General features: G+C 63.5%; 25 protein-coding genes and 2 pseudogenes. 11 read left to right on the forward strand and 16 right to left on the reverse strand.

Annotated elements, in window-relative coordinates; all coding sequences use genetic code 11:
* The first annotated feature begins 31 nt into the window (after positions 1-31).
* The gene (locus tag AC1DBX_RS19220) at positions 32-1,135 is read left to right on the forward strand and encodes a hypothetical protein (RefSeq protein WP_476932482.1); all 1,104 of its coding nucleotides are present in this window, start codon (positions 32-34) and stop codon (positions 1,133-1,135) included.
* A 72-nt stretch (positions 1,136-1,207) separates the two neighbouring features.
* Here AC1DBX_RS19220 and AC1DBX_RS19225 read toward each other — a convergent pair whose 3' ends face one another.
* Positions 1,208-1,396, reverse strand: coding sequence for a hypothetical protein (locus AC1DBX_RS19225; RefSeq protein ID WP_476932483.1), 189 nt, complete (start codon positions 1,394-1,396; stop codon positions 1,208-1,210).
* 457 nt (positions 1,397-1,853) lie between these two features.
* On the opposite strand from AC1DBX_RS19225, the gene AC1DBX_RS19230 reads away from it, so the two are divergent.
* Positions 1,854-2,153: a hypothetical protein gene (locus AC1DBX_RS19230; RefSeq protein ID WP_476932484.1), complete on the forward strand. Its 300-nt coding sequence runs from the start codon at positions 1,854-1,856 to the stop codon at positions 2,151-2,153.
* A gap of 56 nt (positions 2,154-2,209) precedes the next feature.
* Positions 2,210-3,220, forward strand: a complete 1,011-nt coding sequence (locus AC1DBX_RS19235; protein ID WP_476932485.1) for an ATP-dependent DNA ligase — start codon at positions 2,210-2,212, stop codon at positions 3,218-3,220.
* Here AC1DBX_RS19235 and AC1DBX_RS19240 read toward each other — a convergent pair.
* The gene (locus tag AC1DBX_RS19240; RefSeq protein ID WP_476932486.1) at positions 3,217-3,588 is read right to left on the reverse strand and encodes a hypothetical protein; all 372 of its coding nucleotides are present in this window, start codon (positions 3,586-3,588) and stop codon (positions 3,217-3,219) included. The two genes, AC1DBX_RS19235 and AC1DBX_RS19240, sit on opposite strands and share 4 nt — an antisense overlap.
* A pseudogene (locus AC1DBX_RS19245) lies at positions 3,581-4,281 on the reverse strand (SOS response-associated peptidase). The gene AC1DBX_RS19240 and the pseudogene AC1DBX_RS19245 overlap by 8 nt, the downstream one beginning before the upstream one ends.
* A 282-nt stretch (positions 4,282-4,563) precedes the next feature.
* Here AC1DBX_RS19245 and AC1DBX_RS19250 point away from each other — a divergent pair.
* Both AC1DBX_RS19250 and AC1DBX_RS19255 read left to right on the forward strand, forming a co-directional pair.
* The gene (locus AC1DBX_RS19250; RefSeq protein ID WP_091256599.1) at positions 4,564-4,767 is read left to right on the forward strand and encodes a cold-shock protein; all 204 of its coding nucleotides are present in this window, start codon (positions 4,564-4,566) and stop codon (positions 4,765-4,767) included.
* 197 nt (positions 4,768-4,964) lie between these two features.
* Entirely contained in the window at positions 4,965-5,345 is a 381-nt protein-coding gene (locus AC1DBX_RS19255; protein ID WP_476932487.1) for a hypothetical protein, read from the forward strand.
* Here the strand turns inward: AC1DBX_RS19255 and AC1DBX_RS19260 are convergent.
* From AC1DBX_RS19260 to AC1DBX_RS19270, 3 genes are all read right to left on the reverse strand, one after another.
* Positions 5,342-5,764 (reverse strand): hypothetical protein, encoded by a 423-nt coding sequence (locus tag AC1DBX_RS19260; protein ID WP_476932488.1) that lies wholly within the window; start codon positions 5,762-5,764, stop codon positions 5,342-5,344. The two genes, AC1DBX_RS19255 and AC1DBX_RS19260, sit on opposite strands and share 4 nt — an antisense overlap.
* 294 nt (positions 5,765-6,058) lie before the next feature.
* A complete protein-coding gene (locus AC1DBX_RS19265; protein ID WP_476932489.1) occupies positions 6,059-6,643 on the reverse strand; it encodes a hypothetical protein in 585 nt (194 codons plus the stop codon).
* Positions 6,640-7,368 carry a hypothetical protein gene (locus AC1DBX_RS19270; protein ID WP_476932490.1) on the reverse strand — a complete coding sequence of 243 codons (729 nt, stop codon included), beginning with the start codon at positions 7,366-7,368 and terminating at the stop codon, positions 6,640-6,642. The genes AC1DBX_RS19265 and AC1DBX_RS19270 overlap by 4 nt, the downstream gene beginning before the upstream one ends.
* Positions 7,369-7,581: 213 nt before the next feature.
* Between AC1DBX_RS19270 and AC1DBX_RS19275 the strand changes: the two genes are divergently transcribed.
* Both AC1DBX_RS19275 and AC1DBX_RS19280 read left to right on the forward strand, forming a co-directional pair.
* The gene (locus AC1DBX_RS19275; RefSeq protein ID WP_476932491.1) at positions 7,582-8,868 is read left to right on the forward strand and encodes a CAP domain-containing protein; all 1,287 of its coding nucleotides are present in this window, start codon (positions 7,582-7,584) and stop codon (positions 8,866-8,868) included.
* Positions 8,869-8,915: 47 nt separating this feature from the next.
* Positions 8,916-9,185 (forward strand): hypothetical protein, encoded by a 270-nt coding sequence (locus AC1DBX_RS19280; RefSeq protein ID WP_476932492.1) that lies wholly within the window; start codon positions 8,916-8,918, stop codon positions 9,183-9,185.
* 51 nt (positions 9,186-9,236) lie between these two features.
* Here AC1DBX_RS19280 and AC1DBX_RS19285 read toward each other — a convergent pair whose 3' ends face one another.
* The 3 genes from AC1DBX_RS19285 to AC1DBX_RS19295 all read right to left on the reverse strand — a co-directional run bounded on the left by AC1DBX_RS19285 (position 9,237) and on the right by AC1DBX_RS19295 (position 13,762).
* The gene (locus AC1DBX_RS19285) at positions 9,237-10,139 is read right to left on the reverse strand and encodes a hypothetical protein (RefSeq protein WP_476932493.1); all 903 of its coding nucleotides are present in this window, start codon (positions 10,137-10,139) and stop codon (positions 9,237-9,239) included.
* Positions 10,140-10,407: 268 nt separating this feature from the next.
* Positions 10,408-12,639 (reverse strand): hypothetical protein, encoded by a 2,232-nt coding sequence (locus AC1DBX_RS19290; RefSeq protein ID WP_476932494.1) that lies wholly within the window; start codon positions 12,637-12,639, stop codon positions 10,408-10,410.
* A 772-nt stretch (positions 12,640-13,411) separates the two neighbouring features.
* Positions 13,412-13,762, reverse strand: a complete 351-nt coding sequence (locus AC1DBX_RS19295; protein ID WP_476932495.1) for a hypothetical protein — start codon at positions 13,760-13,762, stop codon at positions 13,412-13,414.
* A gap of 287 nt (positions 13,763-14,049) precedes the next feature.
* On the opposite strand from AC1DBX_RS19295, the gene AC1DBX_RS19300 reads away from it, so the two are divergent.
* Positions 14,050-14,376 (forward strand): hypothetical protein, encoded by a 327-nt coding sequence (locus AC1DBX_RS19300; RefSeq protein ID WP_476932496.1) that lies wholly within the window; start codon positions 14,050-14,052, stop codon positions 14,374-14,376.
* Between the two features lie 27 nt (positions 14,377-14,403).
* Here the strand turns inward: AC1DBX_RS19300 and AC1DBX_RS19305 are convergent, their stop codons facing one another.
* Positions 14,404-15,288 (reverse strand): ABC transporter permease, encoded by an 885-nt coding sequence (locus tag AC1DBX_RS19305; RefSeq protein ID WP_476932497.1) that lies wholly within the window; start codon positions 15,286-15,288, stop codon positions 14,404-14,406.
* Entirely contained in the window at positions 15,285-16,214 is a 930-nt protein-coding gene (locus AC1DBX_RS19310) for an ABC transporter ATP-binding protein (protein WP_476932498.1), read from the reverse strand. Before AC1DBX_RS19310 ends, AC1DBX_RS19305 begins: the two co-directional genes overlap by 4 nt.
* Before the next feature lie 2,328 nt (positions 16,215-18,542).
* Here AC1DBX_RS19310 and AC1DBX_RS19315 point away from each other — a divergent pair.
* Positions 18,543-18,875, forward strand: a complete 333-nt coding sequence (locus tag AC1DBX_RS19315) for a hypothetical protein (protein ID WP_476932499.1) — start codon at positions 18,543-18,545, stop codon at positions 18,873-18,875.
* On the opposite strand, the gene AC1DBX_RS19320 is transcribed toward AC1DBX_RS19315, so the two are convergent.
* Entirely contained in the window at positions 18,840-19,034 is a 195-nt protein-coding gene (locus tag AC1DBX_RS19320) for a hypothetical protein (protein WP_476932500.1), read from the reverse strand. The two genes, AC1DBX_RS19315 and AC1DBX_RS19320, sit on opposite strands and share 36 nt — an antisense overlap.
* A complete protein-coding gene (locus AC1DBX_RS19325; RefSeq protein WP_476932501.1) occupies positions 19,031-19,309 on the reverse strand; it encodes a DUF6998 domain-containing protein in 279 nt (92 codons plus the stop codon). The genes AC1DBX_RS19320 and AC1DBX_RS19325 overlap by 4 nt, the downstream gene beginning before the upstream one ends.
* Before the next feature lie 76 nt (positions 19,310-19,385).
* Here AC1DBX_RS19325 and AC1DBX_RS19330 point away from each other — a divergent pair, with 76 nt between their 5' ends.
* Positions 19,386-19,766 (forward strand): hypothetical protein, encoded by a 381-nt coding sequence (locus AC1DBX_RS19330; protein WP_476932502.1) that lies wholly within the window; start codon positions 19,386-19,388, stop codon positions 19,764-19,766.
* 374 nt (positions 19,767-20,140) lie between these two features.
* Positions 20,141-20,473 (forward strand): hypothetical protein, encoded by a 333-nt coding sequence (locus tag AC1DBX_RS19335; protein WP_476932503.1) that lies wholly within the window; start codon positions 20,141-20,143, stop codon positions 20,471-20,473.
* 164 nt (positions 20,474-20,637) lie between these two features.
* On the opposite strand, the gene AC1DBX_RS19340 is transcribed toward AC1DBX_RS19335, so the two are convergent.
* The 3 genes and pseudogenes from AC1DBX_RS19340 to AC1DBX_RS19350 all read right to left on the reverse strand — a co-directional run.
* Positions 20,638-21,705 (reverse strand): tyrosine-type recombinase/integrase, encoded by a 1,068-nt coding sequence (locus AC1DBX_RS19340; protein WP_476932504.1) that lies wholly within the window; start codon positions 21,703-21,705, stop codon positions 20,638-20,640.
* Between the two features lie 233 nt (positions 21,706-21,938).
* A complete protein-coding gene (locus tag AC1DBX_RS19345; protein ID WP_476932505.1) occupies positions 21,939-22,145 on the reverse strand; it encodes a helix-turn-helix transcriptional regulator in 207 nt (68 codons plus the stop codon).
* An 8-nt stretch (positions 22,146-22,153) separates the two neighbouring features.
* Positions 22,154-22,375, reverse strand: a pseudogene (locus AC1DBX_RS19350) (hypothetical protein); the annotation flags it as partial.

Consider the following 22,375-nt stretch of genomic DNA (forward strand, 5'->3'; position numbering starts at 1 on the left):
TCCCCGTGACCGTCCGATCAAGGTGGGGGAATTGAAGAAAAGAGCTTACCGGGCCGTGCTGACGACAGCGCTGGCAGCCTCAACCGCAGTCTTCGGACTCGTCATTCCGGCGACACCGGCCCTGGCAACAGCATCATCCATCTCGTCGAAAGTCGCGACGGAGCAGGGCTCCGCCGCCCCGGACTTCACGGTGGTCCGGAGCGACGACAACCAGGTCGTGCTGACCATGACGGGCGGCAAGGGAGCCACCGCCCGCCTAAAGATGACGGCCAACGGCAAAGAGCATGTCTGGACCGCTCCGGCAGCAGCGGCAACGGACACCTACAAGGTCACCGTGCCGTTCCCGCTGGCCGCCGACGGGAACGTCATCGTGGTCCCGGCCTCGGTGCGCAACGGCGTCGAGACCGGCTTCATGGGGTGGTGGAAGTTCTGGTGCACCCCGAAGGAGGCGCCCACCCCGGCCCCGGAACCGCAGCCGGTTCCGGCGCCGAAGGTCGAACTGGAGGAATACTTCCCCGTGCTGGACTGGTCCAGCACCCAGTCGCACAAAACCCGGTACTTCAGCTTCACCGGCAACGGGTTTGCCGGCGCAAGAATCTCCCTGCAACGGAAGAACGCCGGCACCTGGACGACCGTGTGGACCTCCAAAGCCCTGACCAATGAGGATCCCGACCTGGTCAACGGTGGGAAACTCACCTTCGCTACCGAAGGCTCCGCAACCGTCCGGGCCGTCCTGGTCAAGGCCGGCAAAACCGTGGCGACCACCGCGTCGAAGACGATCAAGTACGCCCGCGACGCCACGCAGGTCTTCTCCACGGGGAACGTCTACTACGGCGAGGGGCTGTTCGCCGCCGCCCGCGGCCGGGTCGCGGCAGGCACCCAGCAGTCCCAGACGTACTCGATGTACTACGCCACGAAGTACCGGTCCGGCTACCTCCAGCAGTACAAGGCCGGGAAGTGGGTGACGGTCCAGACCGTCACTTTCAAGAAGTCCGCCGGCTACCGGGTCACGGTGAAGACGCCGCTGACCAGCGCGGCCGTCACCCGCAAGTACCGGTTCTATGTCCCGGCCACCTCCGCCGAGAAGTCCTGGACGTCCAAGTCGGTGACCATCGTGCACGGCGGCAAACGCTGACCCAGGCTGCACGAAGAAGCCCGGCCATCCCTAGGGGCGGCCGGGCTTCGTCGTGGCGTGCCTAAGCCGAAGCTAGGCGGCGTCGGCCTGGTCGAAGGTCACGTCCGGGACGATCTCCCAGTCACCCGGTTCGTGAATGAGGCGGCGCACGATGCCGTAGTCGCCGGAGGCCAGCAGGATCGGCGCGTCGATGAGGGCGGCCTTGGCGCGTTCGAGGGAGCCGTGGGTGATGATGTCGTTGCGGCGGGGCAGGAATTTCACGCCGTACTCGAAGTAGGGCTCCGCGGCGAGGTTGCCTGTGGTCAGATGCAGGTTAACGGAAGGCCGGTTATCAGCGTTTAGTGTTCCTCCTCGCCCTCCCCTGGGCATCCCATCGGATCCCCAGGTTTCCCATGCTCGGGAAGAAGGATTGGCACACGGTCATCATCGCTTCCAACCTCAACATTAGGGACAATTCGCTCTCGGTAAAGTGGGCATCCACTGGCCTGGTCGTGGTGAGACTTGATCCGGCTCTGGGCCACACATGGGATGTCGAATATGGACGAGTTGATGGACAGGTGCGCCCGGGGTTCATATCAGCGGAGCAGTTGGGGCGGGTTCGGACGTCGGCAGAAGGCGTCGATCTCTTGAGGCTTCGGGACCTTCAAGAGCGTTAGAACGCCCGATAGCCCCCAGTAGAGACGGAACAACGCACTGGTTCTGTCGTTAGAATCCAGTCATGAACGAGCCTCTCGATCCCGCATCCGCATCCGGCACACCCGATGCGGACCGGCCTGGTCCCATGGATCTCTTCGACGGGCCGCCCCGATCGGTGGACCGCATCGACAAGGTGCTTTCCCTTTTGCGGCAGGAGTGGTTGCAATTTCCGGATGAGCGATTCTTTCAGATGATCAACAACCTGACCACCCGGATTGGCGTCGCCTCCTACGCAACCATTCTGGAAGATGAAACGCTCATCGCGATGCTTGAGCAGCGCCTCGATTCGGCAGCCAAAATCACTGACCCTCCCGACGACTAGGTCGCTGCGTCCCGGCCGCCTTCTGGCGCACAACGTACCGCGGGTATCGTGACACCGTGTCCGAAATCCCGCCGGCGGTCCTCCGCGCGCCGCCCCTGGCGATGGCCAAGCCAGTCCCCCGAGTCCCCGGCCCGGACGTGCTGCCGGGCGGTTCCTGGTACGAGCCCAAATGGGATGGCTTTTGGGTTTCAGCCACAGTCGCCGACAGCGGCGTGACGCTGTGGTCCCGGCAAGGCAAAGACCTGACCCGATGGTTCCCTGACTTGGTCACCGCCCTGGCAGAGCAGGTTCCGCCCGGCTGCGTCATCGACGGCGAGGCGCTCATCTGGACGGGCGACCGCCTCGACTTCAACTCGCTTCAGCAGCGGATGGTCACCGGCAGGAAATTGCTGCCCGCTTTCGTGCGGGAGCGGCCCGCCTCGTTCGCGGCTTTCGATGTTCTCGCGGTCGCCGGTCATGACACCCGGGACCTGGCCTTGAAGGACCGCCGGATCCTGCTTGAGGAACTGGCAGCCGGCTGGGCCCCGCCGCTGAACCTCACCCCCGTCACGACCGACTACGGCACGGCCCTGGAATGGTTCGAGGAGTTCCCGCCAACCGGCATCGAGGGTCTCGTCGTCAAAGGCGCCGGCCAGCGGTACGAGGGCGGCGTGAAGCAGTGGCTGAAGGTCAAACACCGGGACAACATCGACGTCGTGTGTGCCGCGGTCCTGGGCCGTCGGGACGCGCCATCCGCCGTCGTCGCCGGGCTGCCCATGTTCGGCCGGCTCTGGATTGTCGGCTCCACGTCTCCGTTGGGAAAATCCGCAGCCAAGGCCCTCGGGATCCACCTGCACGCCCCACGCAAAGACCATCCCTGGCCGGAGGAGATCACACCGACGGTCATCGACCGGTTCACGACCCGCAAGGAACCAATCCGGTTGACCCGGGTGGAGCCGATCGTCGTGGAAGTCTCGGCCGACGTCGCCTGGTCCGGGCGGGCGTTCCGGCACTCGCTGCGGTATCTGCGCGTCCGCCCCGGGCTGGACCCCGCCGCGGTCCAGCTGGTCTGTGCGTGCCGCGGCTAATCCTCGTCAGACGGCTCAACCTCATCGAACCACCGGACGACGGCGTTGCCGCCGTAGGCCCGGCTGAGGGTTTCCTGCAGTCCGTCCGCCTGCTTGACGGCCAGGTCCAGCTCAGCGACGGTTGTCATGATGCCGATGGTGCTGTCGTCGCCCTTATGGAAGTGCCGGCCGGCCTCCGTGCCGCGGTGCCATTCCGCGAGCTGGCCGAGGGCGACTTCGAGGGAACGCACGGCGTCCAGGTCATTGCCCAGCACGGGATAGCTGTCGGCCGGGCGCTCCAGCTCGTCGGCAGACTGCATCAGGTCTCGGGCAGCGCGGGAAAGCCGGGTCGCTGCGTGGAACGCAACCCTGGTCTTCGGCTCAGTCATAAGTTCCCTCCGGCGCCGGCTCGAGGAGTTCAGGTCCGTTGTTGCGGACAGAGTTGACCCGGTCGCTGACGATCCGCGGCGTCAGGACGGGTTCCGGGACGCTGTCGAGCAGGCTTTGCACGTCAGCCTTGTCGGTCGTGCCCGGGTCGAGCCAATCGCCGAACATCTCCGGTGGATGATGACCGGCGCCCGGTCATGGACGTGGCCGAGGGTGTCGTGCGCTGACGTCGTCAGCACGGTGCAGCTGAGCAGCCACTTGCTCGGGTCATCGTCGGGCAATGAGGGGTCCGGCCAGAACTCGTAGAGCCCGGCGAACGCCAGGAGCTCGTTATTCTCCGAGTAGAGATAATGCGGGATTTTCTTCCCGTCCTCGGTCTTCTGCCACTCGTAATAGCCTTCGGCGGGAATCAACGCCCGCCGGGTGATGGCCGCTTTTCGGAAGGAGTGCTTTTCCAGGATCGTCTCGCTGCGCGCGTTGATGAGCTTCGAGCCGATCTTGATGTCCTTCGCCCAGGACGGCACCAGCCCCCAGCGGGCAATCAGCAGCCGGCGGTCCAGCTCGTCATCATGGAGCTTCTCAGCGATGATCGGGACGTCCTGGGTGGGCGCCACATTCCAGCTCGGCGGCGGCGGACTGCCCTCGACCTCCTTGGCGTCGAAGAAACTGAGGAGATCCCCGGTGGCCCTGCTCATCACGTATCTGCCGCACATGGGCCTATTCTGCCCCATGGGTATCAGGCCTGAGGCAGCCACGTGTCCCGTCCTAACGCAAGCCAAGCGACCCGACTGCACCGAAGTAGGACGCCGCGGCGTCGGCTGCAGTCGTCGTGCCATGTGTGCGGAGGTCCGCTAAGACCTGCCCGACGACACTTCTTGCCCCAGCCGGAGCGGACACATAGGCTCGAGGTTGTGAGTGGCTGGGATGGAACTCCGAATAGCGGAACCGACCAGCGACCCGTGAAGGAAATCAGCAACATGGCTACAGGTACTGTCAAGTGGTTCAACGCCGAAAAGGGCTTTGGTTTCATTGCCCCCGACGACGGAAGCGCTGACGTGTTCGCACACTATTCGGCAATCGCCTCCAGCGGTTACAAGTCCCTGGACGAGAACCAGAAGGTCCAGTTCGACATCACCCAGGGCCCCAAGGGTCCCCAGGCGGAGAACATCCAGCCGCTGTAGCACCACCAAGAGACTGGCCGGTCGATGAACGCCTGGCCAGTCTCTTGCTATGTCCCGGACCGGCTAATACAGGTTGTGCCACCCGCTCCGGTCGAACGCCCGCGGGGCCGGGCTGTGGCACATGTGCTCCCGGATCAGGGGCAAGATCTTCTCGTGGTACCGAACGGGCCGCAGGGTGCACGGCGTACTGTTCGAGGGTGAAACCTGCACCGCGCACCTGGCCAGCCGTCGGCGGCGAGGTCTGGGACCGGATCCGTTCCGAGTTCGGTCTGATGACACAAGCCGAGCTCGAGGCGCATTTCGAGGCCCTCTTCAACGACCCGGAACCGTTCCTCCAGCGGGGCGTCCGGGTGTTCATTGGGGACGACACACTCTTCCCAGGCTTCCAGATCATCGACGGCATCCTGAGCCCGACAGTTCTAGCCCTCTTCGAGAAGGCTCTCAAGCTGCAGGTCCCCCACAACGTCTTCTCCGCCTGGATGGTCATTCCCCTACCCGATGCCGGCGGCCGGCGACCCGCGGACCTGTTGGCGTGGCAAGATCGGCTCCTTCAGAGACTCGAGGTGTACGCCCGCTAGCTCAGGTGCAGAACTTCAGCGCGATTTAGAAGCCCGAGAGAAGTCTCACGCCTCAAAGCCTTGATGCCGACCGGGGATCCGACGACGAGTAACCCCACGAGCAGGCCGCTTTGAAGTAGGTTCTGGAATGCTCCAAGCAGGACGGATACTTCGACCCGGTGCGATACAACATCGTGAAGTATGACGAAACCGGAATCTGAAGGTAAGAGATCCGGGTCAGCGGCCACCGTTCGAGCGTCGAGTTCGATGATGGGGAGCCCCCTCGCAGTGACCACCCTCCGAGCGACCGCGACGACTTCAGAGCTGGCTATCGGTGAGCTGCAATTCGCTACCGTAACAAGGGGCCATGCGCCCGGCCCCGCCGCAAGAGCGTATCTGAGGTCAGCTTCCCACTCTGGCAGGCTCAACTCCGGTTCCATGGCCCCACCGTAGTACAGCGGGCTGACGCTTCTCGTGGCCAACTGGGGACCGGGCCGAAGCCGGGCGCGAGGGCACCGGCGACGTGCCAGCTCTATGTCCTGCGTGAGGCGAAGCTGAGGGCGAAGGCCTTCGTCTGGCTCGGCGACCGACGGCCAGAATGAGAGCCCCCAGCCGACCACCATCGCCCCGCGGTCAGGGTGACGAGGAATATCCACAGGGCTGAGCGAACGAGAGCTCCGCCGTCATCGAGTGCAGGCGTGCTTTCGGTGGTCGTCTCTGCCATCGGATCGGCCCTAGGCATGCCCGGTGAACTGTTGCACCGTGGACTTGATGGCCTCCAACGCCGCCAGGTCTTCGTCGGTGGGTTCCGTGCGGTCCACGACGAGTGTCTGGACCATGTGCCCCAGGTCGGCCCTGGTGATGACGTACAGCTCGGCGTCGACCGTGAGGGTCCCGGTGAATTGCGTCTTCACCATGTGGGTCAGCGATGCCTGCCAGGAGCCGCCGTCCTCCACTACCGGGACGGCGGCGTTCAGCTGCCAGTCATCGTCGGATCGGCCCAGGAAGGCAGACCATCGGGGAAGCACGAGGGACCACGGCGGCCGCATGGGGAGATCCTCCATCGCCGGGCCATCCTCCGGAGGCCGGCCGGCATGTGTCACCCGGGAGCCGCCCGGCGCCAGCTGGAACCGCGCAGCACCGTCGATCGTAATGTCCCAGTAGCCGCCTTCGAAGTAGAGGAAGGTGCCCCGTTCGCCATCCGCATCAGGGCTGGTCCTGAAGTCCGTGGCAAACCTCCCTGCGAGAAAGGTCGGCTCCATGCGCAGCAGGAGACTGATGAGCTGCTGGTGGTTCGGGATCATGATCGCTCCGGTCATTTGAACTTGCACGAGACGGTCTTGTAGCAGGTGGCGCGGTCGGACTGGACGCTTCCCAGTATGCCAAGCTGCCCGGTCGGCGTCTTCAGGGTGATGTCGTAGAGGTCGAAGAAGTATCGCTGGCCGTCGTAAGGCAGTCTGTCGTAGCCCGAGCCGTAATACTGTTCGATCTTGGGCCCATACGCTCGGGTGAAGAGCGACGAGCCGTACACGGGCGAGTACCGGTAGATGGTGTCGTCAAACCAGAGTGGGACGTCACGCTGGATTCGCATCCGCCACGTGACGCTGACAGCCTTGCTCGAGGTGTAGGACATGGTCACGGTCGGCGAGTGGTAGTACAGACCGACCTTGAGGTTGACCGGGACCACGTACTGGACACCCCTGATGACCGCCACCAGAGCCTCGGTGGTGTTCGAGAAATAGTCATTGACGCGGGCCTCCGTGGTGATGACCCTGGCCGTGGAGACAGGCCGTGTGAATTGCTTCGTCGACTCCGGCTTTCCGCTGGTGTTGGCCCCGTAGTTGCTGAGCGTGCCGGCGAAGCACGCCCAGTTCTGCTTGGCCAGAGCCTTCTGCGCATACTTGATGCAGTCCGCGTTCGACGGCACAGTGGCCGCAGCCGGCAGCGGCGCCGTGGCTGTTGTGGCAGCGCCGGCAGGAACCGCGCTCAGAAGGGTGGTTGCGGCGACGATGAATCCGACGACGGCGGTTTTCGGCTTGAACATTTCTCCCCCAAGAGTTCAGCCGCTGCCCCCGTTGACTGTGGCTTGGACGTCAACCTACCGGCAAAAGCCCAGCTCAGGGAAGGTTTTGGCAGAAAATTCGCCCGGGGAGCTGCCGGGCCGGTGCCGCACACATGGTCATGCGTGCGGAGACCACTGGATTCGTGCACGGGTTTGCCCCGGCCCGCGTATGACACGACACGACACGGCACGGGCATGTTTCCTGCCCTGACCTGCGGCAACGTAGGATCCATCCTGGACGCGGGTATCGCCGTGGGCAGCAACTTCTTTGGGGGACAATTGAAAATCAGAGTAACGCTGGGCGTAACCCTGCTCGCGGCTGCACTGGTGGCCGGCCCGGTCTGCGCAGCTTCTGCGGCACCCGCGCCGGCGGCCACACAATCCACTTCGGCAGAATCCCTTGACCTCTTCCCGGCGAGCAAACGCCAAATGATCATCGAGACCTTCGACGCGATCAACAAGTTTCGGGCAACCAAACACCTGAAGCCCCTGAAGTTCAACGTCAGAATCTCCACCATCTCGCAAAAGTGGAGCAACAAGATGGCGGCGACAGGACGCTTTGAGCACAACAGCGACTACGTTACGGGTGCACCAGCCGGATACTTCTCGGCATCCGAAAACATCGCCCTCGGCTATACGACCGGCCAGGACCTCGTCAACGGATGGATCAGTTCGCCCGGACACAACGCGAACATGTCACAGCCAGACGCCACCTTCATGGGCATCGGCATCAGCACTGGCTCCAGGGGCACCTACGCAACCGCGAACCACTTCGGCTATCCGGCGGGGACTGTCCCGCCGGGGTCGTACAACAGCCCCCGCGACTACTTCAACGGCCGCCCTGCGCTCCGGGCTACCTCGGGCACCCCGGCTGCCCTCGACCCGACGGTCGACTGGGAAAAGTTGACCTACACGATCCCGGCCAAGACCGGGGTCATCTACCTGGTTAATGGCGCGGTGAAGGCCCCCGGCACCTACCCGTTCCGCAGCATCATGGTTACCATCGACGTCAAAACAGCGGCCGGCGGCCATACCCTGACGACGTGGATCTATGACCTCTCGTCCCTGGCCGTGACCGCCGCCGCCCCGAAATTCAACCAGGCCAAGGGCATTTACACGATCCCAGCCAACGGCGACGTCACCTACCTCGTTAACGGTGCCGTGAAGCCGCCCGGCACCTACCCCCGCAGCACCAGGATCACCATCACGGCCCAGGCAGCCCCCGGCCACATCCTGACCGGCACCTCGAGCTGGAGCATCGACTTCCGCAAGGCCGTGACCGCGGCAAAGCCGGCCATGAACAGCACCACCAACCGGTACACCATCCCGAAACAGACCGGAGTCGCCTACTTCGTGGACGGGAAGCCGGTGCCGGCCGGGACCTACAAGGCCGCCAACGGCAAGACGGTGAACTTCACCGCGAAGGCCGCCTCGTCCGCGTACCGGCTCACAGGGACGTCCACCTGGTCTTACCGCTTCTGAGTTGCGCGGCGGGGACTGTTGGCGCCCGTTCCGCACACATATAGTCCATGAGCAAAGACACTGTACTGACCCCCGAAGACTTCGTAATCACCACCGGTGAGGAACCGGCAGACTGGCCAGAACGACTCCTTCCGGGCTCCTTCGTGAAGGTCGTGACCAACGGCGAAGGAATCTGGACGAAGGTCGTCTCGGATGACGGCGAGATCATCCAGGCCATCCTGGCCAACAACCCGTTCGGCAACTTCGCTGTCTTCGGCGACCCAGTCGCCTACAGGCGCGAAAACGTCCGCGACATCCAAGCCCCCACCTACGGCTAGAGCCACGAGAAGGCCCGCACAGCGATCTGCGCGGGCCTTCTTTTTGCACTGTTAGGGAGTCGCAGGTGGGGTTGGCTCAGCCGACCGGAATTCGGGCTTGACGATTGACTCCGGCAAGCGGTTTTTGAACTGAGTTTCGACGCCGTTCACCCAGGCGCCGTCCATGTGCGACGACCCCGAATACAGGTACCAATCAGCCGTTCCGTAGGTTCTGATGATGTTTTCCCCCTTGCCGTCCTGGGCTTCGGCAGTGAGCTGACTTTTCACCTCATCGTCGGAAAGCTTGTTGATGGCCTTGACCCTGGCCATCACGGTCTCGTCGGTCACGCGGTAGTCAACCCACCAGTCCGATGAAATCTTGACCACGTAGCCCCCGCCATTGTTTTCATGCCAGGTGGTCTTCCCGAACGTGATGTCCGCGTCTTTCATGCGCGGCTTGCCGTCATGGATGAACTTCATACTGCCGGCCGAAGACATGTTGTCCGCCGTCAGCACGGGAAGGACTCCCTTGGGGTTGTCCAGCCACTCTTTTGTGGTCGCTACGGGCGCGAGGGTGCCGTCCGTGAGCTTCTTCGTCTTCCACGCTGCGAGGGTCGGTGCTCCTCCCTCGAGGGCCGTCGAGTCGATGAACTCATTGAAGAAGTAGCCGGCCGCCGTCAGCCGAAGCATGGTGGGATCAACCGACAATTTTTCGCCGGTGTCGGAGTTCGCGATGTCGACGGACATCTTCCCGTCTGGCAACGATTCTTTGCGGATCTTGTCCAGGAACTCGTTGCTGGGAGCGATGGTCGAGTACGAGCCGTCAGCGCCGTCGACTTTTCCGTCCACAGTCAGGTTTTTTGAGTTGGAGTGGTTGCCGGTAGCGTTCCCGATCGACTCCTCGATCTGGGCGCAGCCGGACAGGATTACGGCCAGCGGCAATGTGCCCGCGAGCAGGGCAAATGACTTCTTCATGGTTCCCCCAGTGATGTTGCCGCTTACGTGCAGCGGCAGTGAATTTTGAGCATAGCTTTTGTGATGGGTGGCGGCTGAATTTCGACACGGGCCCCATGATCCCCTCCCCCATCTGGCTGCTGCTCTTCGGGGCCATCATCGGGTTCTCGTGGGTCTCCGCCTACGGCTCCTTCGGACACCCGATCACCCGCGCGTTCGGCTGACCGGACCCCGCACACCAGAAGGCCCCCCCGCGGGGTGCCCTTCGTCCTCGCCGGCAAGGTGCCGGTTAGCGTGCCCGCACGGGCATCTCGGCGCCTTCGAAGACTACCTTCGCTCGGTCTGGCGCCTGGCCGGTGACGTTGGGGCGAACGAGCTTTCCCACGTCGGACGAACGCAGCTTGTAGCTGGAACCGGTCGCGCCCTTGATCGGGACACCGTTGCGGGTCCACTGGAAGGTCAGCTTCGCGCCGGCCGTCCAGGTGCCGCGGCTGGTCATGCGGATCGTCTGGCCGACCACCGGGGGGAACCCGTTCGTCGGCCAGGAGAAAGTGGGCATCTTCATGTACTGTGTGGCTTCGTAGCGCACCGGACCTGTCGGATCTGAAGTGGATGACATGGTCCGGTGTCCAGTCAGGGACCCGGTGACAGTCAGCGTGATCGTTTTTCCGGTGTCGTGGACAGTCATCTTGTAGGTTGTCCCGGTCGCGCCAGGGATGGCCGCGCCTGCACGCTTCCACTGGTACTTCAGGGTAGCGCCGCTCTTCCACACCTTCGACGTGAGGGTGTTTCCGACCGCGAAGTTACCGTAGACCGCCGGTGGCATCACGAGATCCTTGTGGACCTTGACGACGCCCTGCTCAGCCGTCCCCACAAAGCCCAGTCTCAGCCGGTCGTAGCCGTTCTTCAACCCGATCATCCTGAGGCTTATCTCTCCGCCGTCGTCCGAGGCGGTGGGCACGTAAGTCGAGGAAGTGGCACCCTCGATTGGTAGGACCGTCCCGCTGCGGCCATGGTACTTGGTGATGAACCACTGGTAGGCGAACCGGGTCCCGGGCGTCCAGGTACCAGGCTTCACCGTCAGCGGTTCGCCCACGAGGCCCGTCCCAGTGATGATCGGCTTGGCGCTGTTGACGACCGCCGGGCGTCGCGCCAGGATCGGCTCGCTGGGGTTCTTAGCTGCAACGGTCCTCGGTACGCTGCCGGCACGGGTGCCGGTGACCGTGAGGGTAATTCTGGCACCTATGTCAGCGCCCGTCAGGGTGTAGCTGGTCCCGGTGGCGCCGGGGATCGGCTTGCCGTCGCGGGTCCAGCGCCGGGTGAGGGCCGTTCCGCTCTTCCAGTCACCTTCGAATTGGGCGAATAGCATCTCGCCGACTTCGGCCCCGCCGTCGCGTTCCTCGGTCGGGTTGCCCAGGACCTGCCAGGGCTTGGAAAAGTTGAGGTCCTCGATCGTCTTGATTTCGGTGGCGACCGTCGTGCTTCGTTTTCCTGGCTTGGATCCTGTCACCAGAACGAAAATCTGTCCGTCGCCGTTCATCACTTGCGTCCGTGCGCTGGCCGTATCCGGGAGCGGTTTGCCTTCACGACCCCACTGGAAAGTCAACGTGGTCCCGGGTTCCCAGATGCCAGGGTTCACGGTGATCTTCTGCCCGATTTCGAAGATGCCTGACAATGAGGGTGCCTTCGTGTTGACGACGGCTGCCGCCCGCTTGACCTCAGCAGTTAGATCCGAGAACAGCACGGCGGCACGGCGCCCGGACAGCGTAGCGGTCACCCGGACCGAGAGCTTCTTGTCATTGTCATTGTCGCCAATGGCGTAGGTCTTGCCGGCGGAGGTCCCCGCGCCGTAATCGTCCACAGGGTACGTGTAGCCCCAGCTGTTGGTGTGGAACCACCGGTAAGCCAGCTTGGTCCCCGCCGGCCAGGTGCCCGGATCGACGGTGAGAGTGCTGCCCCACGTCTGGGCGCCGAGGACCTTCGGCACGGGGCCCTGAAGCTGCGGAAGGTCCAGGTACGCGAAGTAGGCCGCGGCGGTGTCGAACGTTTGGGACGGCACGGCGGGGTACGCATACGCGGTCGTAAACATAGCGTATTCGGAGGGATAAATTCCCACGATGTTCGTCGCCGGGTCGGTGAGGAGGCGGTTGTTGGCCCACTGGCCGCGATCGTCCAGTCCACTGATTTCCGAGGACATGTTCGTGTGGCCGCGGATCCGCTTGTTGTACTGAATTGAATCCTGGTCCTTGTATTCGGGGGCGGTGACGGCCTCTTGAAGGACCGCAGAGGCGTCCACTCCGATCCTCACCGGTTTCAGGCCCTTGGCGGCCCGCAGCGCGTTCATTGCATTGAACACGTCGGTGATCCTCTGTCGGGCCTGCTTCTCGGATGAGGTCAAGGCGGCCTGGGAGACAGCCGCGGAGGCCGGGACCGCCACGATAAGGGTGCCCGCCGAGATCGCCGCGGCAAGGGCGACGGCAACTGCTGCGGTCGTTGAGCGGGCCAGAGCCGGGTGCTTCATTGCTGGCACGGTTTCCCGCACCTCCTGTCGGTGGTTATGGCAGAGAGAGATGGACTGCTGAACGCTTCCGACTTACACCGTCAATGGCGCCCCCAAGCGCGAGTATATCCAGTGGAAGCGCCGGATCGTCCAGCCACCACGGCCCCCTGACCTGCAGCGTTACAGTTCCGCGTTGCCGAAGTTGACCTGTCGCATCGCGTCCAGGGCCCCCTTCACTCCTGCCTCGAACGTGTTCTGGTCGGCGGGCGCCCGCAGCAGTCGCTGCATGGCGGCGACATTGGCGGCGGGGGCGTGCTGCCCGGCCGTGGCCAGGTTCTTCTCGGCAAGGGTCCGCAGCTCCTGCGGGGTCTGGGTTTGGGACTTGGCGAAAATCAGGACGTACCGCGAGCCGTCATCCGGGTCCCGGATCGTCGTTTCGAGGTAATTGGCCGCCTCCGGATTGTCCGCGAAGGCGGCCTTTATGTTCTCTCAGTATCTCGATCCTTTGTGCGAGCCGGCCCGCCCCGGGTTGTCAGACCTCTCACCGACTCTCAAAAAGCTCGCACAATCTATCTCTCAACTTGGGTCGTGTTTTGCCAGTAGCCTCCATCCACGGCGTCGAACAGGGAGAGACCGATGGCACTCGTAGGATATTCGCGAGTCTCGATCGTCAGTCAGACCGCAGAGACCCAAGAATCACACTTGCGGGATGCCGGGGAGGCTTTATCACCGTTTAGTAAGTATTGCGGGCGGCGGAGTGCTCGATGCCCGACTCGTGCCCACCGGCATCCGATCAGATTCTCTCGGTTCCTGACTCGACCGCGTCGAGTGGAACGATCCGGACCACAAGGCTTGTGGTTCTGCTGGTTGGAATATGATCATCGCGAATCTGCAGGAAGAAGCTGCCGGGGTAGCCGACTTTCAGTCGCTCAAGGAGCAGCAGAGGTAGCGTTTCACCGTCGCGTCGCAGGACGCTGAACCCCGCGACGAGGAAATCCACAAGGGGCGCCGCCGCGCCAATTGTCCGTCTGAGCGTCCGCTTGTCCAGGTCGAGGAGATATTCGGAGCCCGTGGCCGTGTGGACGGCGAACCGCCCGACGTCATCATTCCGCAGCTCCAGGATCATGTCCTCGAGCATATCCACGGGCCCTGACTTATTGGACGATTATAGGAACGCCGGGCCTGACACCGCGGGCGAGCAGCTCCCTTCGTAGCTCGATGTCGAACGCATCGGCCTGAAGCGCAGGCCACGGTATGCTGCGCATGACCGAATAGCAGGCGTCCTGTCTCAGAGGACCCACGGGAGGACTGGCAATGCCCACAGGCAAACAGTGGCTCTTGATTGGAACCGGCGTGACCGTCCTGTCGGTCGGCGTGGTCAGTCAGGCAGTGTCGGCAAACATCCGGGCGAGTGAGCCTAAGGAGCCCGAGATGGTCCTCGTGTACTTCCTCGCCCCCGGCAATGCGGCGCGCGCCACGGTGAACTGGACGACTCCCGAAGGCTCCCAGACATGGCGCAGCGAGCTCCCGCTAATGAACACCAAGGGCACGGAGGGCGTCGCTTACCGCCTGCCGCCCGGGTCGGCCGTATCCATGACTGTGACTAATGAGGGAAGCACGGGCAGCACCAATCTCGGGTTCGCAGGAATCGTGGCGTGCCGCATCGAGGTAGATGGCTACCCGGTCGCCTACAAGGACGAGCACGGGTACAACTCCTCGGTGACCTGCTCGACAATAGCCAAGCCACCGCTCGGCTAGGAAGCCAGCGGCTGACGCCTTGTAGGGTTAGGCGTCCCGGCGCTTCACGGTCACGAGCGCGCCGGCCAGGAACACTGCCGCCCAGGCGAGGACGACGAGGCCCCCCTGTGCCTGTGTCAGGTGGTCTTGTGCGGTGCGGATTGCGACCATGTCGTTGCCGGCGGACGTGGGCAGGTAGAGCCCGAGATCCCTGAAGGACTCGTTCACGCTGGAAAGTATCGCCACGATGATCGGAAGGACGATGAGCACTCCCAAGGTGGCCACGATCCCGCCGGCGCTGTTGCGCAGCAGAGTCCCGATACCCAGGCCGAGGACGGCGATCAGGGCGAGGTAAGCGCCGGTGCTGACGATGCCCCGGATCACCCCGTCAGCAATGAGCGGGTAGCTGAGCCCGTGGGGCTCCAGGATCGGCTGGGCGATGGCGTAGGCGACGAGTGCCGCGGCGACGCCAACGACAAAGGACGTTCCGGCGACCACGAGGGTCTTGGCCAGCACGGCTGTGATCCTGCGGGGCACCGCGGTGAGGGTCGTTGTGATCATGCGGGTGCCGTATTCGGATCCGATCTGCATGACGGCCAGGGAGGCGATCAGGAACTGGCCGATGACGATGCCGTTGAACGCCACGCCGCGGGCCATGACGCCGAACTCCTCCACCGTGCCCAGTTGGGCTTCGCTGCCCGCAGGGTCGGTGCCGTAGGCGACGTAGCCATTGGCCATGTCGACCACGGACAGGGTGCTGAGCAGGCTGATTCCGGCCATGCCCAGGAACGCGATGGTGAGGATGATGTAGCTGGAGCGCAGGGAGGTCAGTTTGATCCATTCGGCGTGCACGGCCCGAAGGAAGGTCAACCCGGAGCCCATGTCCTTGCGCGCGGCTGCCGCGGCGCGGCGGCTGGTGAATGCGGTGGTCATCGGGTTCCCTCTCCTGCCCCGGCCAGTGCGGCGGAGCGGTATTCAACGTCGTCTCGGGTCAATTCCATGTAGGCCTCTTCGAGTGAGGCGCGGACCGGGGTCAGCTCGTGGATCAGGGCGTCGTGCTCGCGGGCGATCCAGGCGATCTGGCGGGGCTCGGCGCCGGAGACTTCCAGCAGGCCAGGTTCCAGTTCACGGAAGGCGATCCCGGCGGCGGTCAGTCCGGCCTGGAGCTGATGCGCCTGGTCGCTGCGGACCAATGTGCGGTCCTGCCCGTGGGCGAGGATCTCTGCGACAGGAGCATCGGCCATAATCCGGCCCCGGCCGATGACGATCAGGTGGTCGGCGGTCTGGGACATCTCACTCATCAGGTGCGAGGACAGGAACACAGCCCGGCCTTCGGAGGCGAGGTGACGGGACAGGGTGCGCACCCACTGGACACCTTCGGGGTCGAGCCCGTTCACCGGCTCGTCGAAGATCACGGTTCTGGGGTCGCCCAGCAGGGCAGCGGCGATACCGAGCCGCTGGCCCATGCCGAGGGAGAAGCCCTTGACGCGCTTCCGGGCGGTCTCGGTGATTCCGGTCATCGCCATGACCTCATCAACCCGGCTGCGGCGGATGCCGTGCGTGGCGGCCAGGACGGACAGGTGCTTGACGGCACTGCGCGCCGGGTGGAGGGCCTTGGCGTCCAACAAGGCGCCGACTTCTTTCAGCGGTGCCGCGTGCTCTGCGTACGGGCGGCCGTTGACGAGGACGCTGCCGGAGGTTGGCCGGTCCAGTCCCAGGATGAGCCGCATGGTCGTGGACTTGCCGGCGCCGTTCGGGCCCAGGAAGCCGGTGACCTGCCCGGGTTGGACGGTGAACGTCACGCCGTCCACGGCGGTGCGCTTTCCGTATTTCTTGGTCAGGCCGTGTGCCTCGATCATGGTCCATCTTTCTTCTCGGTGAGTGTGGCTTGTCCGTCAATGCATGAGGAACCAGTCCAATACCCACCGCCCCCCACCTCAGTATTCATGCGTAGGTGCAGGTCAGGAGGGAATCCGCCCCCGCAGCGTGTCGGTTCGTAGGCTGCCGTCGGAGACAGCACAATCCACGGATAGCCGGGGAGAGATGCGTCCACGCCGGCAGTGGGGTCTCGTGCGTGTTGCGGCCGCCGGCGGTGGCGACGGCGCCGAGGATGAAGTCGCGGAATTCCCGGGCCGGGTCGGATCGTCCGATGCCAATGAGTCCGCCGTTCGTGCCCGTAAAGAGCGACTCCATGCCCATCGTGACGATCTCCCCGACCGCGGCCTGGATCCGCTGCCGGTCGGCGGGGCGCGCCCCCGAGCCGCGTAGCGTCGTTGACCGGTGCGGCGATAGCCGAAGCCGTGGGGCTTTGTGACGGTCGAAGTGGGCTGGCGGTTGATGTTGGCTGTCGAAAAAGTTTGAGCCGGGTCGAGGGAAGGCATTTAAAAGAAGGGTCGGTGCTGGCGCGCCCCCCCCAGCTAACTATTCGTTCCTCTCTGCGTCAGCTTCCTGTTTCCCGGATGTCCGCTGCGCGGCCATCGTTGACCTGATCGCTGCGCTCTCTTCCCTGATCGATTCCTCTCCGAATCCCTTCTCGTTGACCACCTCTTCTCGCTATTCGAAACCCCTCTGCTTCTCTCTGTGATTCCCTGCCGCCTGGCGGCGGCCTCCCACAACCTTCGGCTCCATCACTGAAACCTTCACCCTCTTCCCTGGCGCTGCGCGCCCGGCCAACCTCACGCTCTCTTCTTGAAAACCCACACGACACCTGCCGCCGCTGGCGGCGTCCTCGCCTTGGTTCCCGTTCCCGGTCTTCGCCCACTCCGCTTCGCTGCGTTCACTCAACCGCTCACTGCACCACACCCGGCACTCTCCGAATGAAAACCCTCCGCTCCCTGAACGGCCAACGACACGGCTGCGGGCTGCGGACTGCCTCCTGGCTGCCTGCGCTGCGCTCCGGATTGGGGTGCTTTTCGTGCCGCGTCATGATCTAACGTCGCGTTCACCGGAGTGATGGCCTGCGGCCGGCGGGCGGGTGCCACTCATCAGCCGTTGGCTGGTCTCGTTGACCTGGGTGTCTGCCTTCCGGATGTGCGGTGCGTTTGTCGGGTGACTGCGTCACCTTGGTTCCCGGTCCGGTTCCCTTGACGTCTGGCTCTGCGTGTGGCTGGCTTCCCCTGCGGGGAGCGGGTTGCGTCGCGGGCGGCTTCTCGTTGTCTGCTTGCTGATTGTCTGGGGTTGGGCCTGCGGCCGACGAGAACGCTGCGCTCATTGAAGGCAGGATGGCTCAGTGGTGCGACCCGCAGTAAACCTCCCGGCACCCAAGGCGTGCGTAACGATGACCTGGAAGGTTCACGGCTTGGAACTCGATTCGAGGACCCGGCGCATCGTTACGCACACCCACATCGTTGAACTCATTCGGCCACCTGCTACGCGGCTGCTGCTACTCCTGGTCTTCGAGGGCAGGTCCTTCCCTTGTGGCTGGCGGCGTCCGACGAAAAGCTGCCCGACGTCTTTGGACTGGCCCGCGGCGTACGGCCTGATGATCCCCTCAAGCAGCTCAGCACTCATGACGCGCCAGCGGCATCACCCAACCAGACACAGACTGGACCCGACAGCATCAGCCAGCCACGCACTCCTCGCCGGCCGCAGGCCAAAACCCAGCCACACAACCACGGCGACATGCCGTCCTTGGACCCCGCCAGCTCAACAAGTCTTGATCTCCCACCAACTGCCCCGGCACCACATGACGCGCCAGCGGCCTACCCCAGCCAGACAACCACAGAACCCGGACCCATCCGGACCAGGCTGCGCCGCGCAGACATTCGCCCTCGAACCCCCATTTTCCACTGACAGAAGTCGCCCCGGGGGCAGCGAACCCGGCTTCCCGCGATACGGGCGATCTGGCTGCGGATTGCCGACGAATCTATCGGCCTTTATCCGGGGCCTCGGGTTGCACAGGCTGACATCCGAAAACTACGAATGGCATCCAGCATGGAACAGCGCATTTACCGGCTTGCGCGCGCCGGCGGCACCGACACGAACCCATTCTTTTCATGCAAAGGGCCGGTATCTTCGCCTCGGCCGCCAACGAATATGGCACCGCCGCCCGCCCACCCGGCGCCTCCCCCAAGCGCCATGGCATCTTCAGCGGGAGTTGCCCGCATCCACCCTAAGGACCATCCGTGCGGATTGTCTGAGGGAGATCCGGCCACCGCACTTCTACTTCAGGGGGAGCCGAGCGGACCGTGATCGGAAGCCACGCGGCGTTCCGGGCCCTGCTGCCGAACATGAACGATGACCGGGCCGCCCACCACCCCGAGCTCGTCGGATTCGCCGTCCGCAACCAGATGAAGCACCTTGCCAACCCCGAATTCGTCGTCGACAACGACTACCCGTGGGAAGTCCAGGTCGACAAGGCCAACTACGCCACCGAAGACGAGCTCATCGAAGAGGGCAACGCCGACTCCGCGGACGCCTGGGAGGCGCTGGCGGACACCGCCATGGCTGTGGACCTGAACGAGAACGAAGCTGCCGCGTACTGGTCAGGCGTGATACGCAGAGAGAGCCTGGTCCAGTAGGTCAACGCCTTCGGCTTCGATGTGCGGGTAGCGGATTCCCCGGTAGGCCGCCAGCAGCTCTTCCACGCGGGCGGCCTTGACCTCACGGGCCAGGGTCAGTTCGAACGTGGTCGGGTCCATGACCAGGAACAGCACGACGTCGAAGCCGCTGGCGCTCATCCCGTTGAACCTCCTGGTGGAGGAGTCGCTGTCGAAGGACGGGCCTTCACCTGGATGCGGCGCCCGGCCGGGTCGACCAGGTCATAACCGGCGGTGACCGGAGCGGCCAGCGCCCCGCCATACATTGCGGCCGCGAGGTACTCGCCCACCTCCCCGACCAGACTCCGTGACCGGATGACCCCACGGCGTTTCAATTCCACCAGGGCCTTCCCGTGGGAACGGAACAGATCATGGACACTCAGCTCGGCAGCCGCCGGCAGGACAGGTTCGGTCATGGCGACATTCTTGCAGTGCCGCCGCCGCGCGGCATGCGATGATGGCCGGAAATATTCCCGAACCCAAAGGATGACCATGGCCCACCAGCACAACATCAACCCGGTCGCCGCACAGGCCCTGGTCGCAGAGATCAGGAGCCAGTGGCCGACGGCGTCCATGCTCGATTGGGCCAAGGTTGAAGCAACCAACGATGGGAGTGACTGGGGAGGGATTTCCGGCGTCGTGGCCGGCCAGCTATTTGACCGTGAGGGCGAGCACCTCGTCTACGAGCAGCCCGACCAGGTGAAGCTGCAGGAGATCGTGGCCAAGCACTCCGAGGCCTTGGGCTGGCACGAGGCCGACCTTGATGCGGCGCACTTCTTCTACCTACTTGAGGCCCGCGACGTCACCGACTGTGAGGACGGCTGGATGGAGATCGGGTTCAAACATGCCGGCTGGGAATTCCTCGAGCGCTAGGGTTCACGCGAGGCTGGTGAATTGTCTGACCCCTGCCGGACATCCAGGCATTCCCCGTGGAGGGTGGCCCAGTTCCTAGTCTCGGGATCGTGAGCGACGGGCGGGTTACGGATTCTGGTGCTGACCGTCGAAGAGGCCCGTGGAACTGCAGAGTACGTGAGCCAGTGCGGGACCTTCCTCGCACTATTCAGATCCCTCGATGACAAGGGCATGGACGCAGTAGTCCTTCAGAAGATGTCGGGCGGCCGAGGCCCCGTCCCCTTCGCGGACAAGCGTTGGCGTATGGAAAGTGGGGGGACGGGGGCGTAATATCCCTTCCCCGGGCCCGGCGGGTGCACCCCAATCCACCTAACGGAGAAAGTGTGGGACCTACGATGAGCAAGCAACAGCAAACCGGGCATCAACGTGATCTCAGCAGTCAGCTGAAGGATTTCATCGCCTCCTGGAAGCTGTCCGAATCGGACGATGTAAAGCTTGCTCCCGAGGAATTGTCTGACCTGGTGTTTTTCGTCGCGAAGCACGAGGAGCAGCAACCTCGGAGGAACCCGAACGACGAGATGTACTACTACGTCATTAGCCGGTGGTATGTCCCGGAAACGAACAGGTTGCACGAAAACCGCAACTACCCGAACAAGGATTCCCACAGGTACTGCACATATTCGAAGGGCAAGGGCGACAAGGACTGGGTAAGGGAGTCGTGTTACTAGCCAACCTGTAGAGGAAGTTGCCTAACCGAACCTGTGGCAACTGAAGGCTCCATCGGTCGCGCCCGGGAGATCATTAGGTCCCATTCCGCGTCGGTTCCCGTGCCGTATGATGCGACCACAGTTCCCCTGGCTGACCCTGCATTCTGCCCCGCCACCCTGCCCGCTCAGATGCCTACTGCTAAGGATGCGTGGAGGCTGCTGACCTCAGAGCTGAACTCATTCCACATCTTTTGTCCGAGAAGCCATGTTCTCCAAAAATTTGGAGTAGTCAGGGACAATCTTGGGCGCACAATATAGTGCGCTCTGGTCACTTCTACCGAGGCATGGCCAAGCTGGGCGGCTGCGGTCTCGTCGTTTACGTGCTCAGCCACTGCCGTTGCCACAGTCCGACGAAATGCGTGAGGTGTGATTCGCTCAGCGATTCCGCTCTTTGCCATTGCCCTTTTGAGTTCGGTGCGGACATTGGACGGTGTGACAAATGTCCCGTTCCTCGTGGAGAAAACAGCGTCCGTACGTGTCGGACTCGCATTCGCTTTCCGTCGCAGGAGCATCTCGACGGCCCAATCCGGGAGGTGAATTGTTCGTACGCTGGCGTGGTTTTTCGGCAGATCTTGTCGGAAGAACTGTTTCTTCGGCTCCACAAGTGTTCCTGTGACGTTCAGTGTCGGCGCCGGCGCCGACAAATCTAGGTCCTGCCATCTGATCGCGAGAACCTCTCCGATACGTAGGCCTGTCCCGGCCAGCAGCAGCATGATGTCTGCCAAACGGCTTGTGGGTTTGGGCCCTCCTACGCCTGGCTGTGGCATCCGACCCAGAGCGGAGATGTGCACCGCGGACGCGATCTCCGGACTCACTACTCCTTTCTTGTCGAGCCGCGGACGCGGGATCCTGCTTACACTTCGCACAGGGTTGTCTGGACGGTGCCCTTGGCGAACTGCATAGTCCATGATCTGTTGAAAGAGCTGCTTGGCCAGCTCCGCGGTTCGGTAGCCGGTTCCCTCTATCTTGTTATAGATGCCATGCAGGGCGATCTCACAGTCCGGCGTTCGGATCCCTTCGACACTGAATTTCCCAAGACGAGGGACGATATGGTCACGGGCATTGCTCTGGTACTTGAGCCACGTCTGCATCCTCAGACCATCAGTAGGGGTCCTGCCTGTCTGAGTTTCAACGTCGACCTCCACGGGAGCCGGTTTGTACGTGTCGAGCCATGCGGAGACCAGATCAGCCACCGTCAACTCCACCACCGCGTCGTCACTTGGATCGGGCTGGCGCTTTTCCCGCTCGGCCCTCACAGCACCTTTTAGCGAAGCCTCCGCAGCCCCTTTAGTTCGGCCCGTACGTCGCACCTGGTGTCCCTCACCAGACGCATCACGACATCTCCCTCGGGCTTCCCACCTCTTAGGCTGAATTTCCACCGTGGTAATTTTTCCGAGCTCCCACGCTGCTGCCATCGGGCGGCCCATCAGACGGACGCTTTCTGTTGCTGGGCGCCCAACCAGGATTCAACGTCTCCCACCCGATAGAGGACGCGTCCGCCGCCCATCCGCGTGTAACCAGGTCCAATGTCCATGCTGGCCCAATTAGCCAAAGTCCCGACACTGAGGCCGAGGTAGTCGGCAGTCTGCTTGCGTGTGAGCCACAAATTGAGCTCGTTCTGATCTCCGTTCATATTGGTTTCTATGCGGGCACTTCTGCGACGGCTGTCACGATGAAGTCTGGAATCGCTCCGGCACGTTTTCGGCACGCTTTGCACGCAGTGCGGCGCCGGAACGACCGGGCCGTGCCGAGCGAGGCAGCCCCTGCCTGGTTGCCGGTGCCCAGCAGCCAGCCCAGAAAAGCGTCCAGCTCCGCACGCCGGCTCACATCCGGGCGCTCAGCCGAGCGGCTCGCACCGCAACC

Source organism: Arthrobacter sp. 10N44_2, from assembly GCF_056394385.1.

What these genes read in the sequence shown, in the direction of transcription:
- AC1DBX_RS19320 (WP_476932500.1), bottom strand. Translation starts at nt 19,034, where the DNA reads ATGAGCGCCAGCGGCTTCGACGTCGTGCTGTTCCTGGTCATGGACCCG.
- AC1DBX_RS19300 (WP_476932496.1), top strand. Translation starts at nt 14,050, where the DNA reads ATGGTCCTCGTGTACTTCCTCGCCCCCGGCAATGCGGCGCGCGCCACG.
- AC1DBX_RS19275 (WP_476932491.1), top strand. Translation starts at nt 7,582, where the DNA reads ATGTTTCCTGCCCTGACCTGCGGCAACGTAGGATCCATCCTGGACGCG.
- AC1DBX_RS19265 (WP_476932489.1), bottom strand. Translation starts at nt 6,643, where the DNA reads ATGACCGGAGCGATCATGATCCCGAACCACCAGCAGCTCATCAGTCTC.
- AC1DBX_RS19305 (WP_476932497.1), bottom strand. Translation starts at nt 15,288, where the DNA reads ATGACCACCGCATTCACCAGCCGCCGCGCCGCGGCAGCCGCGCGCAAG.
- AC1DBX_RS19230 (WP_476932484.1), top strand. Translation starts at nt 1,854, where the DNA reads ATGAACGAGCCTCTCGATCCCGCATCCGCATCCGGCACACCCGATGCG.
- AC1DBX_RS19345 (WP_476932505.1), bottom strand. Translation starts at nt 22,145, where the DNA reads ATGAACGGAGATCAGAACGAGCTCAATTTGTGGCTCACACGCAAGCAG.
- AC1DBX_RS19330 (WP_476932502.1), top strand. Translation starts at nt 19,386, where the DNA reads ATGGCCCACCAGCACAACATCAACCCGGTCGCCGCACAGGCCCTGGTC.
- AC1DBX_RS19285 (WP_476932493.1), bottom strand. Translation starts at nt 10,139, where the DNA reads ATGAAGAAGTCATTTGCCCTGCTCGCGGGCACATTGCCGCTGGCCGTA.
- AC1DBX_RS19240 (WP_476932486.1), bottom strand. Translation starts at nt 3,588, where the DNA reads ATGACTGAGCCGAAGACCAGGGTTGCGTTCCACGCAGCGACCCGGCTT.
- AC1DBX_RS19250 (WP_091256599.1), top strand. Translation starts at nt 4,564, where the DNA reads ATGGCTACAGGTACTGTCAAGTGGTTCAACGCCGAAAAGGGCTTTGGT.
- AC1DBX_RS19290 (WP_476932494.1), bottom strand. Translation starts at nt 12,639, where the DNA reads ATGAAGCACCCGGCTCTGGCCCGCTCAACGACCGCAGCAGTTGCCGTC.
- AC1DBX_RS19280 (WP_476932492.1), top strand. Translation starts at nt 8,916, where the DNA reads ATGAGCAAAGACACTGTACTGACCCCCGAAGACTTCGTAATCACCACC.
- AC1DBX_RS19260 (WP_476932488.1), bottom strand. Translation starts at nt 5,764, where the DNA reads ATGGAACCGGAGTTGAGCCTGCCAGAGTGGGAAGCTGACCTCAGATAC.
- AC1DBX_RS19310 (WP_476932498.1), bottom strand. Translation starts at nt 16,214, where the DNA reads ATGATCGAGGCACACGGCCTGACCAAGAAATACGGAAAGCGCACCGCC.
- AC1DBX_RS19270 (WP_476932490.1), bottom strand. Translation starts at nt 7,368, where the DNA reads ATGTTCAAGCCGAAAACCGCCGTCGTCGGATTCATCGTCGCCGCAACC.
- AC1DBX_RS19325 (WP_476932501.1), bottom strand. Translation starts at nt 19,309, where the DNA reads ATGACCGAACCTGTCCTGCCGGCGGCTGCCGAGCTGAGTGTCCATGAT.
- AC1DBX_RS19335 (WP_476932503.1), top strand. Translation starts at nt 20,141, where the DNA reads ATGAGCAAGCAACAGCAAACCGGGCATCAACGTGATCTCAGCAGTCAG.